Consider the following 24,066-nt stretch of genomic DNA (forward strand, 5'->3'; position numbering starts at 1 on the left):
CCACTCCCTCCCTCAGTCACTCACTAGAACGGGCTCACGAAATCCTTGAACATCGGCAGCTCATCATCCTTCCCCGACACCAGCGGGTGGACCTCCGTGCCCCAGTTGATATTCAAATCGGCATCGTCCCAGCGCAGGCCACCTTCGACGGTGGGCGCGTAGTAGTCCGAGCATTTATAGAGAAAGGTGGTGTTGTCCTCCAATGCCATGAAGCCGTGGGCGAAGCCAATGGGAATGTAGAGCAAATTGCCGCGCTCCGCCGATAGCTCCACCAGCTGGTGCCGACCGTAGGTGGGCGAATCCGGGCGCAAGTCCACGGCCACGTCGAGGGCGCGGCCCTGACCTACGCGCACCAGCTTGGCCTGAGCGTGGGGCGGGCGCTGGAAATGCAGGCCGCGCAGCACGCCTTTTTTGGAGTTCGACTGGTTGTCCTGCACCCATTGGGCATCGGCCCCGGCCTGGGCCATGAGCTTGGCGCTGAAAGTTTCAAAAAACACGCCCCGGTCGTCGGCAAATACGCGGGGGGTGAACTCGACCAGGCCGGCCAGGGGGTGCTGCTTTACTTCCATCGGGGCAAAGGTAGAAAGGTGAGATGCACTGTTTGTGCCCGGCACACAAAAATCAAAACCTTCAGCCCGTCCTGCCGAGCGCAGCCGAGGCATCTCGCCCGCATCGATGCAACGATTGAGTCACTGCCCCACGCGAGATGCCTCGGCTGCGCTCGGCAGGACGTTCTTTTCAGTAGTACGGGCTTTTTCAACCATTCCTACTGCACGGCCGCCACGGCCGCTAGGTACTGCTCCAGCACCAGCTTTTCGTCGAATTTGGTTTCGGCGAGGTAGCGGCTGTTCTGGCCCATGCCCTGCAAATCGGCGTCGGACAGGCGCAGTACCTGGAGCATTTTGGCGGCCAAATCCTCGCCGCTGCGCACCTGGCAGAGGTAGCCGTTGCGGCCGTCGACCACAGTTTCGCGGCAGCCGGGCACGTCGGTAGTTACCAAGGGCTTGCCCACGGCCGCCGCTTCGAGCAGGGTTTTGGGAGTGCCTTCGCGGTAGCTGGGCAGCACCACGCAGTCGGCGCGGTGCAGGTAGGCGGCCACATCATCGGAACGGCCCAGGTACTCGATGTCACCGGTTTTCAGCCATTCTTCGAACGTGGCGCGGGGCACGCCCACGCCGCCGGCCTCGTCGAGGCCGCCGAGCAGCTGAACGCGCGTGCCGGGCACGGCCGCCCGGATGATTTTGGCGGCTTCGAAGTACTCCACCACGCCTTTTTCATACAGCACCCGCGCCACCATCAGGAACGCGAACGGGGTTTGGCGGGTGAACTGCGCGACGGGCCGGAACTTACCGGTATCGACGCCGGAGCCGGGCAGCAGGCCGGTTATTTCGCGGCGCACCAGGCCGTTGTCGAGGAACAGCTGCCGGTCGTCGCCGTTCTGGAAAAACACCTTGGCCGGGAAGCGAAACGCGAAGCGGTAGAGGCCCAGCGCAATTTTGCTCACGAAGTTTTTGACGATGAACACCGTACCCAGCCCGCTCACGTTGTTGATGCTGGGGATGCCCGCCAGCCGGGCCGCGATGCTGCCGTAGATGTTGGGCTTGATGGTGTAGTGCAGCACCACATCGGGCTTTTCACGCTTATAAATCCGGTAAAAGCGGTGCGTGAGAGCCGCGTCTTTCACCGGATTGGTGCCCTTGTTTTCCATCAGAATGGGCACGAACCGGCAGCCCAGCTCGGTTTCGAGGCGCGCGGAGTAATCATCGGGCGGAGCAATGGCTAGCACTTCGTGGCCGGCGGCCTGCAGGGCCCGCACGAGGCTGGCGCGGAAATTCCAGATATTCCAGCTGGTGTTGATGACAATGGCGACGCGCAAGGGAATGACTGAGTGAAGGAGTGAGGAAATGAGGGAGTAATTAGGGACAAAGGTCGGGCCTACGGGCCTTTGCCGGCCAGGTTGCCAAATTCACTCGGTCGCTCCGTCACTCATTCGCTCGCCATGCCGGTACTTTGTGGCCCGCTTGTGTGTTACTCATGTCATGAACCTCCGACTACCCGCGCTTTTGCTGCTTTTGCCGCTGCTGCCGCACCAGGCCCCGGCCAAGCCGCCGCTGCCGCCCGGCCAACTCCTCTTCCAACAAAATTGCGTGCGCTGCCACGGGGCCAACGGCAAGCGCGGCCTCAACGGCGCGCACGACCTCACCAAAAGCAACCTTAACGATTTTGGGCGCACGTACCTCGTCGTGAACGGCATGGGCAAAATGCCCGCTTTTGGCAAAAAGCTCACGGCGGCCCAGGTGCAGCAGGTGGTGGCGTACTCGCTCACACTGCGCTAAGTTCGCTGGGCACCTGTTTTTCCCGTCCCTGCGTAAGGGACTTTACTAGCATAATCAACTACTCATGGCAAATACCCAATCCGGCGGCCGCAAGCCCGGCAACAGCACCCGCCACGTCGGCGCCGTCGACGGCGTGAAAGGCCGGGCGGGCCGCATCCTCCTGAAAGCGGCCGACAACGGCACCTACGAAACCGCCAAGGAGCACGAAACCGCCGTGCTGATATCGGTGCCGCCGCGCCGCCAAAGCGAAGCCCAGACCACCGAATACCTCGATGAGCTGGCTTTCCTCATCGAAACGGCCGGCGCAACGGCCACCAAGCGCTTTGTGCAGCGCCTCGAAAAGCCCGACATCCGCACCTACGTGGGCGAGGGCAAGCTGGCCGAAATAAAGGCCTACGTGCAGCACGAGGGCACCAGCATGGTGGTTTTCGACGATGACCTCTCCCCTTCCCAGCTACGCAACCTGGAAGCCGAGCTGCTGGTGAAAATCGTGGACCGCTCGCTGCTGATTCTGGATATTTTTGCCCTGCGGGCGAAATCGGCCACCTCGCGCACGCAGGTAGAGCTGGCGCAATATCAGTACCTGCTGCCCCGCCTCACCGGCCTCTGGACTCACCTGGACAAGCAGCGGGGCGGCGTGGGCATGAAGGGCCCCGGCGAAACCGAGATTGAAACCGACCGCCGTATCGTGCGCGACCGGATTGCCTTTCTCAAGGAAAAGCTCGAAGACCTCGACAAGCAGAGCCACACCCAGCGCAAAAGCCGCGGCGGTACCATCCGGGTGGCGCTGGTGGGCTACACCAACGTGGGCAAAAGCACCCTGATGAACGTGCTGGGCAAGGCCGATGTCTTCGCCGAAAACAAGCTGTTTGCCACCGTGGATGCCACCACGCGCAAAGTCGTGCTCGAAAACACGCCGTTCTTGCTGTCCGACACGGTTGGGTTTATTCGCAAGCTGCCCACCAAGCTTATCGAAAGTTTCAAGAGCACGCTCGATGAGATTCGCGAAGCCGACATGCTGCTGCACGTTGTAGACATTTCGCACCCCAACTTCGAGGAGCAGATTCAGGTGGTGAACGACACGCTGAACGAAATTGGTGCGGCCGACAAGCCCACGCTGCTGGTGTTCAACAAAATTGACCAGTACAAGCAGGACGACGCCGAGATGGACCCCTTCGGTGAAGTGCTGGACGCCGAGGATGACGGCACCGCCGCCCGCCCACCGCTGGCCCAGCTGCAAGCCACCTACATGGCCAAGATGCACGACCCGGTGGTATTCATCTCAGCGCAGGAACGCACCAACATGGAGGAGCTGCGCGAGCTGCTGGGCAAGCGCGTGGTGGCCCTGCACCAGCAGCGCTACCCGCACCAGGCCGCGGCTTACGGCGAGTAATAGCCCGGCCAATTGCCAGACCAAGCGCCCAGTCCTAACCCGGCTGGGCGCTTGGCTTTGGGCCCAGCCCCATTATCTTGCCACCCATTTTTCATCCAATCGCCGTTGGCGACGGCCTCAGCGGGTCCTTTCGCGTAAGGGAGCAAGCTGGACCATTCAGGACCGTTTTACTATGCGTTATTCGTCGATTATTCGGGTGGGGCTGCTGGGAGCCGTTGTGGCCGGGGCAGCCGGTGGGACCCGGGCCCAGGACGTGCCGCGCACCTACCCCCCCGCCGCACCTCTCACCCCCGACACGGCCGCCAACAATGCCAGCCTTGGCGATAAGCAGCGGTTTGCCAACCCTTCAGTGCTGGGGATGGGCCCGAGTAAGGGCTTGGTGGTGCGCTACGAGCGGATGCCCACCTTCGGGGTGTCGTCGTCGGCGCAGGTGGTGGGCATTCAGAACTACGCCGGCGAAATCAGCAAAAATGCCCGTCTTTCCATCAAAGGCTACATTCCGGCCTGGAACCACCCGCACCTCAAGGTTATCGTGGGCCTGAGCTACGAGCGGGAAGAATTCCAGTTTAAGAAGATGCCCACCAACTACGAGCTCTTCGATAACATTGAAAATAAGGGCCTGAAAAGCACCGCAGCCCAAATTGCCGTTATCCGGCCCGTGAATGACGTGCACTGGTACCTGGTCCGGGTGAAGGGCGAGCTGGCCGGCGACTACACGTCCCGCGAGCTCACCAGGGCCGACTACTCCCGCTTCTCGGCCGAGGCCATCTACGGCTGGAAGCGCAGCCCCAATTTCTCGTGGGGCGTGGGCTTTCAGTACGGCTACACGTTTGGACGGCTTAGCCTGTACCCGGCCGTGATTTACAACCGCACCTTTAACGCCCGCTGGGGCGTGGAGGCGCTGGCCCCGGCCCGCCTCACGCTGCGCTACAATGCGAATTCCAACTCCATTTTCTACGCCGGCTACACGGTAGATGGCTACAATTACATCGTGCACCTGCGCACCCCGCTGGCCCGCAAAAACCCGGACGGCAGCTCCGATGCCAACACCACCCCGCTCCGCACCCTGGAGCTACGCGAAACCGAAGTAAAATTCCGCCTGCGCTGGGAACATGAAGTCTTCAGCTTTCTCTGGATGGGGGCCGAGGCCGGCTACCGCTACAACTACGCCTTTGATGCCTTTGACCGCACCAACGCCGACCGGCTGAAAATCATCGATTCGAAGTTCAACGGTGCCCCTTATGCCAGCCTGGAGCTGTTTATAACGCCACCGCGCAAGCTGCTGGAAAAAGCCGGCGTACGTCGCTAATACGCACGCCAGCAACCGGATAGCCCAATCACAACAAAGCGCCCCGGTGGGCACCCATTGGGTGCCCACCGGGGCGCTTGCTTTCGGGGTGTTTTCTTGCCTTACAACCCGAGGTTGTACACGGCCTTCAGGTACACGAAAGCGCCGTTGAAGCCCATTTGCACGGGGGCGTAGGCGTACACGTCGCGGTTGGCGGGAAAAGGTGAGGCCACTCCAAAGCGGTTCTGGAAATACTGCTCAAAGGCGGCGCGACTCTTAAATCCGCCGGGAGCCACGCCGTTGGAGGCCGCTTCGTCGATGGTATTCGGCTTCACGTTCAGCAGGTTTTGGGCACCCAGCGTCAGGCCCAAGGCCGTGGTAGCCTGAAAGCTCACGAGCAGGTCGGTGACGACGCGCGGCTTGAACACCAGCAGGTAGCCGCCGAAATCATACAGCTTTGGGTCGGAGGGGGGCACATCGTAGTAGCTCACCTTACCAAAAAGCGTATTGCGTAGGCCTACGCCCAGCTTGCCACGGGTGTAGTTGAGACCGAGCAGAATCTTGCTGGCCGGGCTACCGGTTTCGATAAGCGAAAGCTGGCGCGGGTCGATGTAGTTGGTAGTCGGGTTGTCGTCTTCCTGCAAGCTGCGGAAGTTGGCCGGAATGTTCTGCCGCAGGATGCGGGTGCTGGTGAAGTTGGCAGCCGTGGTTACCGCCAATTGGCCGCGGCTGAGGGCGTGGCGGTAGCTGGCCACCAGGTCGAGGCCGCGGGTGCGGGTGTCTAGGTCATTAGTGAAGAACCGGGCAGCGTCCACCCGGGCGGTGGCGAAGTCCTGCTTCAGCTTCGGGTTGAAATCGAAAGATTCCTTATTCAACAGGCCGGATAGGGTGATGCGGTCGTTGATTTCAATCTGGTACACGTCGGCCGTGAGCGAGAATGAGGACGCAGGCGTCAGCACCAATCCGGCGCTGTAGTTGATTGATTTCTCGGCGAACAGTTCCGGGATTCCCACGGCCACGCGCAACGGGTCCTGGTTGTTAAAAATGCCGTCGTAGGTTACGCCGCTCACTCCCGGCCGCTGCGTAACCTGGCGGTAGAGCACCTGCTGCAGCGAGGGCGCCCGGAAGCCCGTGTTGAAAGCGGCCCGCAAGGCCAGGAATTTGGTGGCCTGCACCCGCGTGGCGGCCTTGTAGATAAAGGCCGAGCCGAAGGAAGAATAGTTCTCGAAGCGCAGCGCGCCGCTCACCACCCACCGCTTGGTAATGTCGGCTTCCACGTCGAGGAATGCGCCCACGTTGGTGCGGCTGCCCACTACGGCCGATGCCTCGCCGAAGCCGCTGAAGCCCTGGGCCCCCTGCTTGGCGCGGGAATTGTTGTCGTACTCCGCTTCGGCCCGCTCGTCGCCGCGCATAATTTCGTAGCGGTCGGCCCGAAACTCGCCGCCGAAGGCCACGTTGGTACCGGCCAGCACCTTGTCAAAGAACCGGTTGACGGTGGCGTTGGTCACATTCTGCAAAAACTGGAAGCCGCCGGCATTGTCAAACACCGTGGGCGAGGTAGCCGCCAGCGAGGCATTCACCGTGTTGGCCAGGTCGTACTGCATCCGGTTGTAGCCGGTGGTGTTGCTCAGGTCCAGGGTCCAGTGGTTGGGGCCGCTGCGGCCGAACGCGACGCCCAGCGTGGCTGACCCGTCATTAATTCGGGTGTTCACCTCGGGCTGGTAGCCGTTGGGAAACAGTTCGGCAACTACTTCATTGGGCTGCCGGGCTTTCAGCACCCACGGCGTAGCCGCCTGCCCGCGGCGAAAGTTATACCCCCCAAAGCCGTAGAAAGCCAGCCAGTCGGTGGCTACTACCCGGGCATTGAGCAGGCCGCGCACGTTGCGCACGCGGGCGTCACCGTTGCGCTGCACAAAATCATTGTAGGTTTTGCCGGCGGCGGCCAGGGCGGCTTGCTCAGCGGCCGGGTTATTGGCCACAAATACGGGCGTCACCAGCGGGTTGCGGTTGTAGCCGCGGATGGTGCGGTCACGGTAGTCGGCATCGGCCGTCAGGTTCAAAAAGCCTTTCTGGCCCAGCCGAAAGCCCTTGTTCACGCCCAGCAGCGTCGACAAGCCGTCGCCCGCGCTCGTAATGCCCGTATTGAGGAGCACGCTGCCGGCGTGGTTGTCACTTTTTAGGCTGATGTTCATCACGCCGGCAATGGCATCGGAGCCGTACTGAGCGGCGGCTCCGTCGCGCAGCACTTCCACCCGCTCCACGCCCAGGCTCGGCAGGGTGTTCAGGTCGGTACCCACGCTGCCCAGGCCACGGTCGCTGAGCAGGTTCACCAGGGCCGTGGTGTGGCGGCGCTTGCCGTTCACCAGCACCAGCATCTGGTCGGAGCCCAGGCCCCGCAGGTTGGAAGGGTCCACGTGGTCGGAGCCACCGGCCCCCGTCTGGCGGGTCGAGTTGAAGGCCGGCACGGTGTACTGAAGCAGTTGCGTCAGGTCGGTTTGGGGCACGCTGCGCACCAGCGTGGCCACGTCCACCACGTCAACTGGTACCGCTGATTCCAGCGCGGTCCGGTCATCGCGGCGCGTACCTACGGCCACCGTTTCCGGGTTCAGCACCACGGCCAACGACGTGGTCTCATCTGCCTTCAAATATACGTTGGTGATATTCTGAGCGCGGAATCCGGATTGCTGCACCTGCACGATGTAGGGTCCGCCAGCTACTAAGCCAGTCACGGCAAAGCGGCCGGTTTCGTTGGTGGTGGTGGTGCGGCGGGTGCCGGTAGCCAAGTAGTATACCGTAACAAGAGCCCCCGCCAATGAGGGGCCAGCGGCCGCCTCGTTGGCCGAAACCACCTGGCCGCTTAGGCTGGTACCAACTGGGGCAATGGTCGCCGTGGGTGGGTTGGCCGGTCCTTCCGGCGCTTGGGCATAAGCAGTCGAGAAAGGTAGTCCGGCGCTCAGCAACAGGCCGAGCAACCGGGGACAGCGAGTAAAATGCGTCATGTAAAATAGTTTGGTATTAAATCGTGTGGCAACCTTAATCAATGATGATACAAAAGGTTTAGCATCGGCAGTCAGCTTAGGACTGATTTTAATACTTTCCAGTGATAGATTGCGGAGAAAATATCCCGGAAAACCCCAGTTTGTCTCAATTTTCCAATCCCAAAAGTTTATTGGCTCGTCATTAAAAAAATTATTCGCCTGACAGTCAATAAGTATTTTACTATCAGCTGTTTTCGAACCCCATAATCGGAATCTTTTTCTTTAAAATCATCAACTTTTTTGAGCTTGCCTAGTTGGACAATCCTGACAACCAATCTATTTCTTCTTTATCCAATGAAAAATTCCTACGCCTACTTGGCTCTCGCAACCGTTGGCCTGCTGGCATCGTGCAGCAAAAAGGAAGAAGCTGCGCCTGCGCCAACAACCACCACGCTCTCGGCTACCATCAACGGTGCGCAGCAAGTACCCGCCAACAACTCCACCGCAACGGGCACCTTTACCGGCACCTACGTTAGCACCAGCAAGCAGCTAACATACACCGTTACTTACCAGGGCCTTACCCCTTCTGTCGCGCACATTCACACGGGTGCACCAGGGGCCACCGGCCAGGTCGCCATTCCCTTCGCCAACCTGGCCTCACCCATCACGGGCACGGTTACGCTCACTCCCGAGCAAGCCGACAACCTGCTGAATAACCGCATGTATGTGAACATTCACACCGCCGGTACTTACAGCGGTGGTGAAATTCGCGGCGATATCAAGAAGTAACATAATTACGTAGCAGCTTGGCGGATATTTCGGCCAAGCCGTTCACAGAACAGGCCCGCTACCTCCGTAGCGGGCCTGTTCTGTGAACGACAAATTGGGCTAACTACCGCCGTTTCTTCAAGCTTTTCAGCCACGCATACGTTGCTTCCTGGGCCCGCAGCGGTTTGGCACCGGCAGCGGGCTGGATGAAGTTGTTCTCAAAGTCGCGGGCCTTCACGGTGTCGTGCCGCTGCAAGTCGAGCAGGTGGCGCACTTCGGCGCGCAGGGCTTCATCGAAGATGGGGAAGGCCACTTCCACGCGCCGGTCAAGGTTGCGGGTCATCCAGTCAGCCGACGACACGTACACCTTTTCCTCGCCGCCGTGGGCAAACACGTACACCCGGCTGTGCTCCAGGTAACGGTCCACAAGGCCACGCTGCTGAATATTTTCGCTCAGGCCCGGCTGGCCGGGCACCAGGCAGCCAATGCCCCGCACAATGAGCTCGACCCGCACGCCGGCCTGGCTGGCGGCATAAAGCTTGGCAATCATGCCTTCATCCTGCACGGCGTTCAGCTTGAGCAGAATGTAGGCTTCGTGACCTTTTTTGGCCTGCTTGATTTCGTAGTCAATCAGGGCGGTGAGGCCGGGGCGCAGGCCAAAGGGCGCCACCAGCAGGTGCTCCAGCGCGGGCACCACGCTTTGGTCGAGCAGGTAGCCGAACACGGCGGCGGCTTCGCGGGTCAGCCGCTCATCGGCCGTAAACAGGCCGTGGTCGGTATACACCTCACTGGTACTCTCGTTGAAATTGCCGGTGCTGAAGTAGGCGTAGCGGCGGGCGGTATCGTCGGCTTCGCGGCGGGCAATGAGCAGCAGCTTGCTGTGCACCTTGAACTCGGGCGGCGAGAAGATGACCTGCGCGCCCGCCCGCTGCAGCTTCTCGGCCCAGAACAGGTTCGACTCTTCATCGAAGCGGGCTTTGAGCTCCACCACCACCGTCACCTGCTTGCCGTGCTTGGCCGCTTTGAGCAGGGCTTTCACCACGGCGCTTTTGCTGGCCACGCGGTAGAGCGTGATGCTGATGGCCGACACGCGCGGGTCGGCGGCGGCTTCGGCCAGCACCCGCGTCACGTAGTCGAACGACTGGTAGGGCGGGTGCAGCAGGTGGTCGCGCTGGCCAACGGCATCGAGCAGGCTGCCCGTGCGCGGTAGCGTGGGGTGCGGCAGCGCCGGCCGGGGCGGGTACTGAAACCGGGCCTCATCGAACGTGGGAAAGCCGAAAAAGTCCCGGAAATTGTGGTAGCGGCTGCCCTCCACCAGTTCCTCGTCGCCGATGCCGGTTTTCTGCTTGATGGCCCGCAGGGTTTCCGCGGGCATGGCGGGGTCAAACAGCAGGCGGGCCGGAAAGCCGGTTTCGCGCTTGCCCAGGCTGCTGCGGATTTTCTCCATCAAGTCGCCCGACACTTCTTCTTCGATGTCCAGCTCGGCATCACGCGAGAGCTTGATGGCGTTGACCTCCACCCGCGCGTAGGCCGGGAACATGGCCGCCGCCCCCACCCGCACCACGTCGTCGAGGAACAGCACGTACCGTTCCTCGCCTTCGTCGGGCAGGCGCACGAAGCGACCGCCGTGGCGCTTGGTGGGCAGCTCCATTATCAGCACACGCTCGGCTTCGGCTTTCTTGCTTTTCGCCAGGAGCTGGCTCAGGAAGAACGTGAGGTACACGGTCTGGTCCTTGAGGAACAAGTGGTGCAGCGTGTCGTCGAGCACCACGGGCGAGAGTAGGTCGCGCACGTTTTCCTCAAAGTAGCGGGCCGTCCACTCGCGTTGCGTCTCGCTGAGTTCGGCCTCGCTCAGCAGGTGAATGTGCTGGGCCGTGAGCGCGGGCAGCAACTGCTCGCGGAACGTGGCCCCAAACTCTTGCTGCTGCCGGGACACTTCGGTCAGCACCTCGCGCAGCTGCCGTTTGGGGCTTTCGCCCAGCTTGTCCCGGGTTTTCTTCTTCAGCTTGCTCAGCCGGCGCAGCGTGGCCACCCGCACCTTGAAAAACTCATCGAGGTTGCTGCTGAAAATAGCCAGAAACTTCAGCCGCTCCAGCAGCGGCACGGTGGGGCTCTGAGCTTCTTGCAGCACGCGGGCGTTGAAACGCAGCCAACTCAGGTCGCGGGAAAGGGTTTTCAATTGGGGGGGATGGATTGAGGATTAACAGGACATCGTCCTTTTTTCGCTGCTCCAAGCAAGCGGCGCTTACTCCACATTGCGCGGGTAATCGTAGAAATAAAACTCGGCGTTCACCTGGCTCACCTCCTCCCAATGGTCGCAGGAAAAGCGCAGGCACACCACGGCGGCGGTGGGCATCTCATTCAGCGAGGAGGGCGACAGCACGTTGGCCACCCCGGTAATGGTGGGGTTGTGGCCCACCAGCAGGACCGAACCAGCGGCATCGGGCAAGTCCTTGATGATGGCGAGCAGGTCATCAACCTCAGCCCCGTAGATGCCGGGCTCTACCTTAATTTTTTCGTGTGGAAACTGCATCTCGCGGGCCACCAGCAAAGCGGTGCTCATGGCACGCACGGCCGGCGAGCTCACAATAATGTCGGGGTGAATCTGGCGCTTGGCCAGGGCCTGACCCATCAGAGGCGCATCGTCGCGGCCACGGTCGTTGAGGGGACGTTCCTGGTCACTGAGCTCATCGAAGCTCCAGCTGGATTTAGCGTGGCGAAGAAGATATAGAGTTTTCATGGGGACGAAGCTAACGGCGTTTTGCTTACCCTGGGTGTTAGGAAAAGGTTATGCCGGGTGGAAAATGAAAACCAGCCAATCGAGCGCGGTCAATCGGAACCAGTCAGGTTGAGCGCTGAGCAGCATGACATCCATGCTTAACATTCCTGGTGTTTAACGTCCACCCGTTGTCATAGAAAAGGCCTCGGCTGTTGAGCCGAGGCCTTTCGAAACAGGTGTGCAACGCCGTGCGCGTGGCCCTGTGGCTACTCCTTCACGAAGCGCTGGTGGGTGGTGCCGGCAGCATCGGTCACGCTCAGCAGGTAAACGCCGGCGCGCAGCATCGACACGTCCAGCTGGCCGTCGGTGAAGCTCAGGCCGCGCACTTCAGCACCGCGCAAGTCGTGCACGCGCACCGAGAATGCCCGCTCGGCGTCGGCGCTCAGTGGGCGGGCAATGCTCAGCACGTTGGCGGCTGGGTTAGGGTACAGGGTGTACTGCTCAGCCGAGCCGTTGGGGTTGGCCAGGCGGGCCGTAGCGCCGCTGGTGCGGGCCGTACCACCGGTGATGTTGACGGTGTAGTCTTCGGTTTCGCCGTAGCTGTAGGTGCCGCAGCTGGTGGTGGCCGAGTTGTCGCTCAGCACTACGCGCAGGCGGGTAGCCCCGCTCTTGGCCAAGGCGGGCACTGTGAAGCTGCCCGTGCGAATAGCGGTGCTGGTGCTGCCAGCGGCATTCACCACCAACTCACCGGCATCGGTGAACACGCCGTTCTGGTTGTAGTCGATGTATACTTTCACGTACTCGGTGTAGGCCGTGCCCACGAAACCCGCCGAGAAGCTCACGGTCTGGGCCGAGCCCGCGGCTACGCTGGTGCTCAAGGCCGTGCCGTTGTAGTAGCCGGCATCAGCACCCGAGGTGCGGGCAATGGTGCCCAGCTTCACGTAGTCAATAAACTCGTAGGCCACGCTGGTGCCCTTGCTGGCGCAATAAGCAACGGTGGGGGGAGGCGTGGTGCCGCTGGGGACCGTGCCGCCCGCCGAGGTGAGCAGGCTGGCGCGCGCGCCACCGGTGCTAAACAAGGCATTCATGCGGGAGCTCTGGCCGGTCGAGAACATGTACATGGCCGCGTCGTCGGTGTAATCCATGTAGTCCATGAACATGTCGCCGTTCGGGCCGTTCGAGCAGGAGACCTGTGGGAAAACGGGCTTGCCGTAATTCTCATCGGCTTGGTTAGGGGTGTCGGCTACGTTGTCGGTGCCAGTGCAGGCCGTTCCGTCATCGCCCCAGATATGGCTCAGGTTCAGCCAGTGGCCTACTTCGTGGCTGCCGGTGCGGCCCAGGTTAAAGGGTGCGGTCACGGAGCCGGTGCGGCCAATGTACACGGGTGAAATCACCACGCCGTCGGTGGCCGCCGCGCCGCCGGGAAACTGGGCATAGCCCAGGATGCCGCCGCCGATAGTGCCCACCCACAGGTTGAGGTACTGGCTGGCGTTCCAGGCGTCGAGGCCGCCCGTGCTTGCTTTCTTGATTTTATCGGCCGTGCCCCACGTGGTAATGGTGCTGCTCTTGCGCTCGATGCCGTTGGTAGCGGTGCCGGCCGGCGTGCGCTTGGCCAGCACGAACTGAATGCCTGCGTCGGCGGCGAGGCCGGCAAATGCGGCGGGCACCTTACCCGCATCAGCGTTCAGTTTGTGAAAGTCCTCGTTCAGCACGTCAATCTGCGACTGAATCTGGGCATCGGAAATGTTTTCAGTAGTCGTGCTGTACAGCACGTGCACCACCACCGGAATGGTCACGGTGATGGCGCTGGTGCGCTGGGCAGTGCCCACTTGCCGGGCCGCGAATTTCAACGCCTCGTTGTTGATGGCGCTCATGCGCTGAGCCAAACCGGGGTCAGCCGCCAGCTGGGCCTGCAACACTGCGTCGGTGGCGCAACTGCGATGAGCGGGAGCCTGCGCGTTGGCCGGAGCGGAAACAAGCGCCAGACCAGCTAAGCCCAATGCCAGGGAGTAAACATTTTTCTTCATATAAAATGGTGTTATTGAAGCTATTTAGTAATTTTTTAGTCGGTCATGCCGAGCGCAGCCGAGGCATCTCGCTCGGGCCGTCCGGGCCGTTCAACGAGGCAGGCGAGATGCCTCGGCTACGCTCGGCATGACGGTTAATTCGTTTTTTTTGAATTCCTAAACAGCTTCTTAGTTAAGAATGAGTAAAGAGCTGCAAGCTATTATTTTATTTTGCCATATTGGCAATAAAATTCCGGCACTTGGGGCAATATTTTTTAATATTAGCAACATAGAACCAATAAGCTGGCATTATCAATAGAATTGTCAGTTAATATTCATACTAAACCTGTCTTTATTCGCTAACTATTTTGGCTATGCGTTAACTGCCAAATTACCAGTTTGCTAGAACGCAAAAACGCCCTGCCGATGAGGCAGGGCGTTGCAGGGCACGCAGCGTGAAAGCGGCGGGCGGTCTATTCTTTTTCGAAGCGCTGACGCGACGTTTCGAGGCCGTTGCCAGCGGTGAGGTAGTACAGGCCCTTGGGCAGCTCGCTGATATTGAGCTGGCCGCGGCCGTCGTAGCGGGCCTGGGTCATTTCGTGGCCGCGCAGGTCATACACGCGCACCGCGTAGGAGGCCGCGTCCGTGCCGGCGGGCAGCGTCAGGGTCAGGGTGCTGGCAGCGGGGTTCGGGTAGAGCGTCACGGTCGAACTCAGGGCCGTGCGCAAGGCGGTGCCGCCGAGCGAAGTGGTGATGGCCACGCGAGCCCCGCCGGGGGCAAACAGCGCGTTCATGCGGGTGCTCTGGCCGGTCGAGAACATGTACATGCACTTGTCGTTGGTGTAGTCCATGTAGTTCATGCTCATGTCGCCGGAGTTGGCGCACGACACTTTCGGAAACACCGGGCAGCCGTAGTTTTCGGCCCCTTGGTTGGGGGTATCGGCTACTTGGTCCGAGCCGGTGCAGGCACCGCTGTCATCGCCCCAAATGTGGCGTAGGTTCAGCCAGTGGCCTACTTCGTGCGTGGCGGTGCGGCCCAGGTCGTAGGTGGTGATGTAGGTGCCGGCCGCGAATTTGGCCCGGCTCCCAAAGGCCGAATACAGCATCACTACGCCATCGGTGGCAACGGAGCCACCGGGAAACTGAGCGTAGCCCAGCAGGCCCTGGCCCAGGTTGCAGGCCCACATGTTGAGGTATTTGGTGGCATCCCAGGGATTGTCGCCGCCGCGCTTGGAATTTTTCATCGCATCGTTGGTGCTCCACGACGTGACTTTGGTTTGCTTGTGAATGATGCCGTTGGTGGCTACGCCGCTGGGGTCGCGCTTGGCCAGCACAAACTGCACGTTCGCATCGGCAGCCAGGCCGGCGTAGATGGCGGGCGTGTTGCCGGCGTCAGCGTTCAGCTTGCGGAAGTCCTCGTTCAGCACGTCAATCTGCGACTGCACCTGGGCGTCGGAGATGTTCTGGGCCGCCGTGTTGTAGAGCACGTGCACCACCACCGGGATGATAACCGTGCCGGCCGTGGTACGCTGCAGGGCCGGGTTGGCCAGCAACTGTTGAGTTTGGGTTTCGATGGCGGCCATGCGCTTGGCCTGGGTGGGGTCGGCATCGAGCTGGGCCTGCAGGGCCTCCATGGTACCGCAGGAGCGGCGCGCGATGGTTACCTCATCAAAACGGTTTGGCAGGGCGCGGCTGGCCTGCGCCTGCACAAAAAACGGGGCAGCACAACCAAGAGCGGTTAGCGCCGAAATGTAAACTTTTTTCATAAACTGCAAGAGATAAGGGGTGGAAACACACTCCCAATTTCGACAAAAAATTATTACAAACAAGTAAAAACAAGATTTTTAATTGAGAAATCCGCAATAAAAACACCCGCATTTCACTTTTACCTGCAATTATGCCGGAATACGGCAGTTCCTGAATCAGATTGTTGCCAAGGCCTTTGAACAGCGAATTCCCCAACTGCCTGCCGCGAAATCAAAAAGCATATACAGCACGAGGGCCCCGAATCGAAATCCGGGGCCCTCGTTCGACTAACTCAAACCGGCATTAAAACAGGAAGTCGAAGCCGACAAAAACCAGCTTCTCCTCCCCCACCGAATACGTGGTGTTGATGACGGCCTGCTTGAGAATATCGATGTACACGCCGCCGCCGAAGCCGCTGTGAAAGGCGCTGAAGCCGGTCCGCACGTCGTTATCGGAATACACGCGGCCCACATCGGCCAAGCCCAGGATGCCCAGCTTACCCGGAAACAGGTAGGCGTTGAAAGACAGCAGCTGGATACGGGCCTCGAAGTTGCCGTACAGGCTGCTGCGGCCCGCGTAGCGGGTGCGGCGGTAGCCACGCAGGTTGGTGGTACCGCCCAGGGTGTTGGCCTGGTAGAAGCGGTAGTCGCCAATGTTACGCGTGATGCCCAGGCGGCCGGCGTAGGTAATCTGAAACGGCAGGTTGGGCGTGAGATAGGCCCGGATTTCCGAGGTCAGGCGGCCAAACTGCAGCTGCTCGCTGTTGAGCTGGTAGTTGTACTGAAACTCGTTGTACCAGCGAATGCCAATGCGCGGATTCTTGGGCGAAGAGCTGGCGTCGAGGTTCAGGTAAAACAGGCCGCCGAGGTATTGATTGACCTGGAAATCACTGGCCCGAATGCCGAAGCGGCGGTTTTCAAAGTCGCTGCCGATGCTGTCCTTAATCACCGAGCCAATGGGGCTCTGTTCCACCCGAAACTGCTCGTACTGCGGCCCAAAGCCCGCTTTAAGGAAACTGAAGAGGTTGCGCTCCAGCGTGGGGGCAATGGTGAGCTTGTCGAAGCGCACGCGGTAGGCCGAATTCACCGTGCGGTTGGTAACGATGCCACGACGGTCGTCCTCGTTGGCCTGGTTGGCGGTGTTGTTGCCCAGGCCGAAGAAGTTATAGAGCAGCTGCGGGCCGTAGTACTGGGCCGCCACGCGCAGGTCGTACTTGCCAAAAACGCGCGTAAACTGCCCGGTGTACTTGATGTTGTAGGCACCGTTACGGGCCGGCGCGAAGTTGGCCACAATGCTCTGCTCCGACGAAAACGGCTCGCGGCGGAAGGCATAGCGGCGGTGCGTCACACCCCCGCCCAACAGAATCCCATCGTCGATGTTGAAGCCGAAGAACAGCGCCGGCCCGGTGTAGTTGAGGCGGTAGTCTTTCAAGTCGAAGCGCTTGGGGTGGTCGTAGCGGCTCACTTCGATGCCCGGCTCCAGGCGCAGACGGGCGTCCTTGCCGGTCACGATGACGTTGCCGGTGTCGGCGTCGTACACCTGCAGGCGGTGGCGGATACCGGCCACGTTGCTCTGGTCGTTGATGCTATCGCGGCCGGTGCCGGCTATCAGGCGAATTTTAACGCCTTTTTTGGCGGCGCCCTTCAGCTCGTACACGTCCTCCCCGCTGATGCCGTATATGCGCAGCTCGTCGGTCACGGCCTGCTCAATCACCCGGTCGTAGAGCACCTTGGTCACCTTACCCTCCTTCGTGATTTTGCGCACCGTGAGGTGCGTGCCGCCGTTGGCCAAACGCTCCACCGTGAACTTCTCGTTCTTCTGGGTGCCGCGCACTTCCACAATTTTGGCCACCACATTGGCATACTTGGCGGCCAGGTCGGGCAGCAGGTCGCGGCGGCTTTTTAGCTTGGCAATGATTTCGGGGCCGTGCAGGTCGTAAATCTCCTTGGGCCACTTGTCGCGAAACGCCTTTTCGATGATGGCGTCGGTCAGGTGCGTTTTCATGTAGTTGGCCTGCTCCACCCACTGCTCACGCGTCACGGCTCCCAGAAAGGTGCGGTCGTTGCTCATGGCCGTTTGGTTCAGGCCCTTGTAGTCGGCATAGTCCGAGCCGAAGTTCTGGAAGTTGCGCACCGCGAACTTGCGCGAAATCAGGAAGGGCAGCACGCCATCGCCCTTAAAGAAGGCAATGTCGCGGTCCTCGGGCACCGCCGTGTAGGTGCGGTCGCCGTCCTTGCTCTTCACCTCGGCCCAGCGCCACTGGTCCTCGTGCCGGTCCCAGTCGCCAATCCACATATCGAAGAGGCGAGTGCGGGCAAAGGCCTGCTGGTCAATCTTGTTGTCGTTGTCATCGAGCAGGCGTTCCAGCATTTTGTCGGTGCTCACCAGGTTCTTGGCGAAGTCCAGGCTGGCCACGTTGCTCTGGTCGTCCTTGGCGTCTTCCTCCAGCGCGGCGGGCAGGTTGCTAAACGCGCCGTAGTACTGCCCCAGCAAGGGGTCCTGCGGAATGTACACCGGCACGGGGTTGGTGTGCAGGATGCCGGCCGCCGTGCCCAGCGGCGGCAGCACAAACGAGGCGTAGGGGTGCTGGGCCGAAATCTGGTCCTGCAGCACGTCTTTGGCGAAACCCGTGCGCAGGGCCTCGGGCAGCACGGCGGCGGGGTCCTTGTCGATGCCGCGCAGTGAGTAGTTGTGGCCGGCTTCGTTGCGCACCTTTAGCGACGCGGTTTGCTTGCCGCCACCGGTTTTGTAGGGCACCAGGCCACCCCGCTCGTTGGCCAGGTCCAGCACCGGAAACTTCACGGGCGTGGCCCACTCCTGGCGGTAATGTTCACCCAGCAGCCAGTTGTGAAACTTGCCGTGCTTGTTATAGTCCGGGTTCACAGCCACTACCACGGTGCTGTCGCGGAAACTGCGCCGGGTAGTGGGCAGGGCCTGGGCAACCACGGCATCCTTGTCCTTTTTCTTCTTCTTTTCGAGGGGCGTAACCGGGGCGGCGGGCATGGTAGACGCAACGCCGCCGGTGGTTTTGGCATACAGCGGCGTGCGGAACACCACGCGGGCCTGTTCGCCGGTGCCCTGCGGCACGTAGTACTCGGTCCAGACCTGACCGTCGTCGTAGTAGTTCACGCGGGCAAAGCCTTTCTCCTTGTCCGAGAACAGCGCCCCGCCACCGTCGCCGGGCTTCACGTGCTGGGTTTTGCAGCCCGAGCCGCTCACGATGTAGTGCGTAGCGCCTTCCTTGAAATACTGCAGGTTGTGCTCGTGCCCGCAGGCATAAATAATGTTGGGGTACTTGGCGAAAATATCCGTCAGCCCCTTTTTGTAGGCGGCATAGGCCGGGTAGGCCAAGTCCTGGCTAATCCCGCCATACTTGCGGGCAAACGGGTAGATGGACCCGATAATGGGCAGCGGCAGAAACGCGTACTTGTACACGATGCTGAGCGGAAAGAAATGGTCGGCCAGGGTGAAATAGCCACCGTGAATGCCATCCGAGAACAGCGGGTGGTGGCCCACCACCATGATATTCTTGTCTTTGTTGCGGGCAATCACGTCTTCGAGCTGGGCCATAAACTCGGTTTCGTCCTCCACGCCGCAGCCGCCGTTCGAGCCGTAGGGCCGCTCACTCTTGTTGGTGAGGAACCACTGCGAGTTGATGGTAATCAGCACCAGGTCGTCCTGCAGGCGGATTTCGTAGGGGCCGGGGCAGCCGTTGCTGGGCGTGATGAAGTCACCGGTATAGGAAAACGCGGCCGAGTCGTTGGCCATGTAGTTTTCGGCGAAGCGCTGCTCGCGCAGCACCTGCGCCAGGCCGCCTTTCAGGCCCTGCTTCCAGTCGTGGTTGCCCGGAATCATGTACTTCTCGCCCTTGTAGCCCTTCAGCACGTCCATCTGGTCGCGCAAGCGGCGCTCCGACTCCTTGCGGTCGTAGGCCCCCTCTTCGGGCATGCCGTACTCGTAGATGTTATCCCCGAGGTAGATGGTGGTGCTTTTGACCCCGGCCTGCATTATTTGCTTGCGCAGAAAGTTCAGCGACGGCTCGCCGCCGGTAGCAGCGTCGGCGGGCTTGCCCACGTCGCCAATTAAAAATACGGAATAGCGGATGCGGGTGCTGTCGGGTGGGCGCTTGGCTTCCCAACCGAGGCCGCCCCGGCGGTAGTTAGGCCGCGATAAGCGCGGATTTTGGGAAGACTCGCTCTGAGCAAAGCTGCTGAAAGGAAACAACAAAACCGCACCGAGCAACCACAGCGCAGGTCGAAATCTAAAAAGTAGAGACATATACGATAAAAATGGATAAGACCCTGAAAGTCCCGCCGCAGGGTACCTGGAGCAAATTTACAACCGCGAAAGGCCAGCCAAGTTAGGCCCGTTACGCAAAGCGCGGCAGTGCGGTTAGTCAATCCTTTTTAACTTCCGCCCGGTGCTTCGCGTTGAATGCCGGCGCGCGCGCCGGATGAACCGGCCGTAGCTTCGCAAGTCATGGAAGAAAATACCCCCGAAACTGCCGCGGCAGCGGCTGCACCCACGCCAGCCCCCGCCCCGGTTCCTACTACGCCAACCCCCTCGGACGCCGCCCCGGCCGGCGCCGAAAAGCCCGCCAAAGCCAAAGCGTCGGCGTTGGTGAAGGAGGCGCAGGCCTACGTCGTCGACCTGCTGGCCCGCGAGGTGCCGGCCCAGCTCACTTACCACTCGCTGCGCCACACCGAGGCCGTGGTCAAAGAATGCCGCACCCTGGCCACCGCCGCCAGCCTCAGCCCCGACGACACCGAGGCCCTGCTGCTGGCGGCTTGGTTTCACGATGTGGGCTACCTCGACGTGTACGATGGCCATGAGTTTCGCAGCATAGAGCGCGCCGCCGCCTGGCTCACCGAGCACGGTGCGGTGGCTAGCCGCGTGCAGCTCGTCGGCGAGCTGATAAAGGCTACGCACCGTGACGAAACGCCCGAAACCGAGCTGCAAAAGCTGCTCGTGGATGCCGACATGAGCAACCTGGCCCGCGAAGATTTCCGCTCCAGCGCCGAGCTGCTCCGTACCGAGTGGGAGCTGGTGCTGGGCCAGACCCACACCTCGCCGGGGTGGGCGGAGCTCCAGCTCAACTTCATGACCAGCCACAAGTACCTCTCGGATGCCGGCAAGGAGCGCTACCGCAAGGACTTTAAGAAAAACATCGACGAGCAGCGCGACCAGCTCAAGAAAAAAGAGAAAAAGGGCAAGAAGAAGAGCAAAGCCCAAGTCGACACCTTCGCCGACCCCAAGCGCGGCGTCGAAACCATGTTTCGTACCATGTACAGCAACCACATCAAGCTTTCGGATATGGCCGACAAAAAGGCCGGCATGATGATTCAGCTGAACGCGGTGCTGCTTTCGGTGATTATCACCTACCTCGGCGCGAAGTCGTCGGCCATGGGCCCGGCCTTCACTAAAAATCCGGTGCTGGCCATTCCCATGAGTATTTTGCTGTTTACCTCCCTGGGCTCGGTGGTAACGGCCATTCTTTCGGCCCAACCCGACGTCACCAGCTTTAAGTGGCTGAAAAAGAGTCCACAAATAGCCAACAACCGCCGGGTGAACCTGCTCTTTTTCGGCAACTTCACCAAGCTCAGCCTCGACAACTTCCAGGACGGCATCCGCGAACTGATGCGCCAGAAGGAAGGCCTCTACACCAACATGGTAACCGATGTGTACTACCTCGGCGAAGTACTCTCGCGCAAGTACAACCTGCTGCGCACCAGCTACTCGGTATTCATGGTCGGGCTTATTCTCACGGTGCTCTCGTTTATCATCGTGTTGCTGTATAAATCGTAAAAAGCAGCCCGTAGCAACGCGGCGTTCTTACCTTTGCACCATGGCTGCGTAGTTCAACGGATAGAATAGGCGTTTCCTAAACGCTTGATATGAGTTCGATTCTCGTCGCGGCTACTACAAGTTTTTCGTTATCAAAAAAGGCCGCTCTCGGAATCGAGAGCGGCCTTTTTTATTGTTCAACGCGTGCTGATTTCACCCCATTCAGCACCAGAGCGGTAGCCAGATGCCCGTGGTCAAATTCCCAGTGATGGTTGGGACACAAGGCCACCAGATTGCTCAGGGCATTGACAGCGGAAACGAAATCAGTCGGCATGAATTCATTGATTGGCTTGATGTGGCACACCTCGTAATGAACATCGTAACCGCAAACTGCGCAGGCTTTGGGCCGAGTCGATTTGCGGTACGCTACCCGTGCCATGCTGCGGATTTGGGCTGCGTACTGCTGCAGGGCTTTGGCTTTGAGTGCCTGCAGTGGCACGGTTTGCCAGTCAACAAAACTGGGATTGCAGCCATCGCAAGTGGAACGCCGGGCTTGAAGAGCGACACCGCAATGCTTGCAACTACGGGCAATGCGCTTTCGGCTAGGGTAGAGTCGCCCATTGATGCGGTTGGCGCAAGACCGGGAGCAGTACTTCGCGTTAGCCGTTTCGGTGCCGCAGTGCAAGCAATTATTCATGCCTCAAGTTACTGGATATTACTGGCCAACTACGCCCTTGCTGCTCGAACAAACACCTGCCCCTGTAGCGCCTCACTGCGGTAGTTGCTCAAGCCTTGGAGTGGCTTTCTGGCCCAGTGTACACGCTTTGCCAGGCAGGGTGTAGCGACGCGACCCTTCGCGGCTGGGCGTTGAACGGTCTGACGGGAACGGCGCGGTCCTAAAAACGCGAAGGGGCGCGTCTCTACATGGTATACACTAATCTGGAAACTGCTGTAACATGCCCATGTGCCGGCACCTCACTCGCAACGGGCAGCCGCTCACGCCGCCGTTGTTGGCGCAGCAGGACGTGGTAAAAGGCGGGGCATTGGTCTTTACAGTGGGGGGCGACAAAGAAGCTACTTCGCGGCCGCAACCCGGCAGTGGCCCTCCCTCGTTTTCGTATTTCTTTGAAAAGTTAAATTTATAGCAAAATCAGTACCGTACAGCCACTCATCCTGGCCCAATAGCTGCAAGTCATGAGTTACCACCCTAACTAGTCTAATTAATAATATATAAGCCCCTTATTGCACGTTAATTCGGCTGGCCATATTGCGCGTTCGACGACTATTTTTCGTCTTTTGCCAGTTGACAAGCAATTACCCGTCACTATTTATTACAAGTCACTACCTTTAAGTTTCGGGGAAGCTTAACAAGTTATTATCCGTTGGTTTCTTTTCTATACTCCTTACATCTCCCACCGTGTCGATAGAAATAGCTATGGCCGCCCCGCTGGCGTCCGCCACCCACGTTTCGCCCGCCGCACCGTCCCCCGCCCGCATTTGCTACGACCACGTGGTGCTGCCCGGCGATTTTCCCGACCCCACCATCACCAAAATCGGCGATACTTACTGGGCCAGCGCCACCTCCGCCGAGTGGGGGGCCGTGTTCCCCCTCTTCCGCTCCCAGAACCTACTCGATTGGGAGCTGGTCGGCCACGTCTTCCCCGATAAGCTGCCCGACTGGGCCGGCTCTAACTTCTGGGCCCCCGAGTTTCACCACGAAAACGGCCGCACCTACCTATACTACACCGCCCGCCGCAAGGGCGGCGTGCTGTGCGTAGCCGTGGCCAGCGCCGACAACCCCGCCGGCCCCTACCACGACCATGGCCCGCTGGTGGGCCAGAAAGCCGGCTCTATCGACGGCTTTGCCATGCCCGACGAGCACGGGCACCTCTACCTCATCTGGAAAGAAGACGGCAACTCCTGCCAGCAGGAAACCCCCATCTGGGCCCAGCGCCTCAGCCCCGACCGCACCACCCTCATCGGCGAAGCCACCGAGCTGTTCACCAACGACGTGAAATGGGAAGGCCCCCTCGTGGAAGGCTCCGCCCTCGTCCGCCACGACGGCTGGTTCTACATGTTCTACGCCGGCAACTCCTGCTGCGGCAAAGGCTGCAACTACGCCACCGGCGTGGCCCGCGCCCGCACCCTGCTCGGCCCCTGGGAGAAGCACGAGCAAAACCCCATCCTCGACCGCAACACTACCTGGAAGTGCCCCGGCCACGGCACCGTCACCGAGCTCGATGGCCGCTGGTTCCTTCTGCACCATGCCTACGCCGCCGGAAGCCACGAATTCGTGGGTCGCCAGGGCTTATTGAGCGAGTTCACCTGGAACGCCGAGGGCTGGCCCGAGTTCGTGAACCGCAGCCCCCAGGCCCCCGCCCTCACCAACATGGCCCGCTTCAACGTGGCCGATGAGTTTGCCGGCGAGCAGCTGGGCCTCGAGTGGCAGTGGCCCATCACCGCGCCCAAGCCCGCCACCACCGTGCGCCACGGCCAGTTGCGCCTGGCAGCCACTGATTCGCGCCTGGGCACCATCATCGCCCGCCGCACCCATGCCGCCACCTACAAAGCCGCCACCACCCTCGATTTCGCCAACCTGCCCCTCGATACCTTCGCCGGCCTCGCCGCTGTGGGCGACCCCTACAACGCCCTCGCCCTCATGGCCGGCAATGGCCAGGTCCAAATCTGGCACGTCAAGAGCGGCAAGCAGCAAATCCTCGCCCAGGCCTACATCGAGCCCTGCGCCACCCTCACCCTCCGCCTCGAAGTATGGGGCGGCCAGCGCTACCGCTTTGCCTACAGCACCGACGGCACCACCTGGCAGCCCCTGCCCACCGAAGGCTTCACCCTCAACGGCACCTACCTCCCCCCCTGGGACCGGGGTGTGCGCGTAGCCCTCATCGCCCAGGGCGCAGAAGAAACCCACGCCACGTTCAACAACTTCATCATCCGCAACCAGCGGTAGGCACAGGAACAACAGACCGTCATGCCTCGCTTGCGCTCGGCATGACGGTCAATTATCCAGCCCCTAAAACAGCAACGCCCGAC

At 60.7% G+C, this 24,066-nt stretch carries 15 protein-coding genes and 1 tRNA gene; 7 read left to right on the forward strand and 9 right to left on the reverse strand.

Annotated features, from left to right (window positions below):
* Positions 1-23 precede the first annotated feature (23 nt).
* Positions 24-569, reverse strand: a complete 546-nt coding sequence (gene rfbC, locus IEW17_RS12540; protein WP_188562391.1) for a dTDP-4-dehydrorhamnose 3,5-epimerase — start codon at positions 567-569, stop codon at positions 24-26.
* Positions 570-766: 197 nt separating this feature from the next.
* The gene (locus IEW17_RS12545) at positions 767-1,876 is read right to left on the reverse strand and encodes a glycosyltransferase family 4 protein (RefSeq protein ID WP_188562392.1); all 1,110 of its coding nucleotides are present in this window, start codon (positions 1,874-1,876) and stop codon (positions 767-769) included.
* Between the two features lie 163 nt (positions 1,877-2,039).
* Here IEW17_RS12545 and IEW17_RS12550 point away from each other — a divergent pair, with 163 nt between their 5' ends.
* The 3 genes from IEW17_RS12550 (at position 2,040) to IEW17_RS12560 (ending at position 5,038) form a co-directional block, all read left to right on the forward strand.
* The gene (locus IEW17_RS12550; RefSeq protein WP_188562393.1) at positions 2,040-2,336 is read left to right on the forward strand and encodes a c-type cytochrome; all 297 of its coding nucleotides are present in this window, start codon (positions 2,040-2,042) and stop codon (positions 2,334-2,336) included.
* A 64-nt stretch (positions 2,337-2,400) separates the two neighbouring features.
* Positions 2,401-3,729: a GTPase HflX gene (gene hflX / locus IEW17_RS12555; protein WP_188562394.1), complete on the forward strand. Its 1,329-nt coding sequence runs from the start codon at positions 2,401-2,403 to the stop codon at positions 3,727-3,729.
* Between the two features lie 172 nt (positions 3,730-3,901).
* Positions 3,902-5,038, forward strand: coding sequence for a DUF6268 family outer membrane beta-barrel protein (locus IEW17_RS12560; RefSeq protein ID WP_188562395.1), 1,137 nt, complete (start codon positions 3,902-3,904; stop codon positions 5,036-5,038).
* Between the two features lie 101 nt (positions 5,039-5,139).
* Here IEW17_RS12560 and IEW17_RS12565 read toward each other — a convergent pair whose 3' ends face one another.
* Positions 5,140-8,016 (reverse strand): TonB-dependent receptor, encoded by a 2,877-nt coding sequence (locus IEW17_RS12565; RefSeq protein WP_188562396.1) that lies wholly within the window; start codon positions 8,014-8,016, stop codon positions 5,140-5,142.
* Positions 8,017-8,349: 333 nt separating this feature from the next.
* On the opposite strand from IEW17_RS12565, the gene IEW17_RS12570 reads away from it, so the two are divergent.
* The gene (locus tag IEW17_RS12570; protein WP_188562397.1) at positions 8,350-8,784 is read left to right on the forward strand and encodes a CHRD domain-containing protein; all 435 of its coding nucleotides are present in this window, start codon (positions 8,350-8,352) and stop codon (positions 8,782-8,784) included.
* A 103-nt stretch (positions 8,785-8,887) separates the two neighbouring features.
* On the opposite strand, the gene ppk1 is transcribed toward IEW17_RS12570, so the two are convergent.
* The 5 genes from ppk1 to IEW17_RS12595 form a co-directional block, all read right to left on the reverse strand.
* Positions 8,888-10,942 carry a polyphosphate kinase 1 gene (ppk1, locus tag IEW17_RS12575; protein WP_229748979.1) on the reverse strand — a complete coding sequence of 685 codons (2,055 nt, stop codon included), beginning with the start codon at positions 10,940-10,942 and terminating at the stop codon, positions 8,888-8,890.
* Positions 10,943-11,008: 66 nt separating this feature from the next.
* Positions 11,009-11,503: a SixA phosphatase family protein gene (locus IEW17_RS12580; RefSeq protein WP_188562398.1), complete on the reverse strand. Its 495-nt coding sequence runs from the start codon at positions 11,501-11,503 to the stop codon at positions 11,009-11,011.
* A 245-nt stretch (positions 11,504-11,748) separates the two neighbouring features.
* Positions 11,749-13,509, reverse strand: a complete 1,761-nt coding sequence (locus IEW17_RS12585) for a GEVED domain-containing protein (protein WP_188562399.1) — start codon at positions 13,507-13,509, stop codon at positions 11,749-11,751.
* 452 nt (positions 13,510-13,961) lie between these two features.
* Complete coding sequence (locus tag IEW17_RS12590; protein WP_188562400.1) at positions 13,962-15,254, reverse strand: M43 family zinc metalloprotease; 1,293 nt, start codon at positions 15,252-15,254, stop codon at positions 13,962-13,964.
* Between the two features lie 283 nt (positions 15,255-15,537).
* Positions 15,538-19,461: a metallophosphoesterase gene (locus IEW17_RS12595; protein ID WP_229748980.1), complete on the reverse strand. Its 3,924-nt coding sequence runs from the start codon at positions 19,459-19,461 to the stop codon at positions 15,538-15,540.
* A gap of 252 nt (positions 19,462-19,713) precedes the next feature.
* On the opposite strand from IEW17_RS12595, the gene IEW17_RS12600 reads away from it, so the two are divergent.
* The gene (locus IEW17_RS12600) at positions 19,714-21,039 is read left to right on the forward strand and encodes a Pycsar system effector family protein (protein ID WP_229748981.1); all 1,326 of its coding nucleotides are present in this window, start codon (positions 19,714-19,716) and stop codon (positions 21,037-21,039) included.
* 42 nt (positions 21,040-21,081) lie between these two features.
* Positions 21,082-21,153, forward strand: a tRNA-Arg gene (locus IEW17_RS12605).
* A gap of 55 nt (positions 21,154-21,208) precedes the next feature.
* On the opposite strand, the gene IEW17_RS12610 is transcribed toward IEW17_RS12605, so the two are convergent.
* Positions 21,209-21,715: an HNH endonuclease signature motif containing protein gene (locus tag IEW17_RS12610; RefSeq protein ID WP_188562402.1), complete on the reverse strand. Its 507-nt coding sequence runs from the start codon at positions 21,713-21,715 to the stop codon at positions 21,209-21,211.
* 720 nt (positions 21,716-22,435) lie between these two features.
* Here IEW17_RS12610 and IEW17_RS12615 point away from each other — a divergent pair.
* On the forward strand, positions 22,436-23,983 hold the full coding sequence (locus tag IEW17_RS12615; RefSeq protein ID WP_188562403.1) for a family 43 glycosylhydrolase: 1,548 nt from the start codon (positions 22,436-22,438) through the stop codon (positions 23,981-23,983).
* Positions 23,984-24,066: the final 83 nt, after the last annotated feature.

The sequence above is a fragment of the Hymenobacter frigidus genome (genome assembly GCF_014640435.1).
GTDB lineage: Bacteria > Bacteroidota > Bacteroidia > Cytophagales > Hymenobacteraceae > Hymenobacter > Hymenobacter frigidus.

Excerpts from the sequence above, each read along its gene's own strand:
- IEW17_RS12585 (WP_188562399.1), bottom strand. The coding sequence starts at position 13,509 with ATGAAGAAAAATGTTTACTCCCTGGCATTGGGCTTAGCTGGTCTGGCG.
- IEW17_RS12600 (WP_229748981.1), top strand. The coding sequence starts at position 19,714 with ATGGAAGAAAATACCCCCGAAACTGCCGCGGCAGCGGCTGCACCCACG.
- IEW17_RS12610 (WP_188562402.1), bottom strand. The coding sequence starts at position 21,715 with ATGAATAATTGCTTGCACTGCGGCACCGAAACGGCTAACGCGAAGTAC.
- IEW17_RS12590 (WP_188562400.1), bottom strand. The coding sequence starts at position 15,254 with ATGAAAAAAGTTTACATTTCGGCGCTAACCGCTCTTGGTTGTGCTGCC.
- IEW17_RS12560 (WP_188562395.1), top strand. The coding sequence starts at position 3,902 with ATGCGTTATTCGTCGATTATTCGGGTGGGGCTGCTGGGAGCCGTTGTG.
- rfbC (WP_188562391.1), bottom strand. The coding sequence starts at position 569 with ATGGAAGTAAAGCAGCACCCCCTGGCCGGCCTGGTCGAGTTCACCCCC.
- IEW17_RS12580 (WP_188562398.1), bottom strand. The coding sequence starts at position 11,503 with ATGAAAACTCTATATCTTCTTCGCCACGCTAAATCCAGCTGGAGCTTC.
- IEW17_RS12550 (WP_188562393.1), top strand. The coding sequence starts at position 2,040 with ATGAACCTCCGACTACCCGCGCTTTTGCTGCTTTTGCCGCTGCTGCCG.
- IEW17_RS12570 (WP_188562397.1), top strand. The coding sequence starts at position 8,350 with ATGAAAAATTCCTACGCCTACTTGGCTCTCGCAACCGTTGGCCTGCTG.
- hflX (WP_188562394.1), top strand. The coding sequence starts at position 2,401 with ATGGCAAATACCCAATCCGGCGGCCGCAAGCCCGGCAACAGCACCCGC.
- IEW17_RS12565 (WP_188562396.1), bottom strand. The coding sequence starts at position 8,016 with ATGACGCATTTTACTCGCTGTCCCCGGTTGCTCGGCCTGTTGCTGAGC.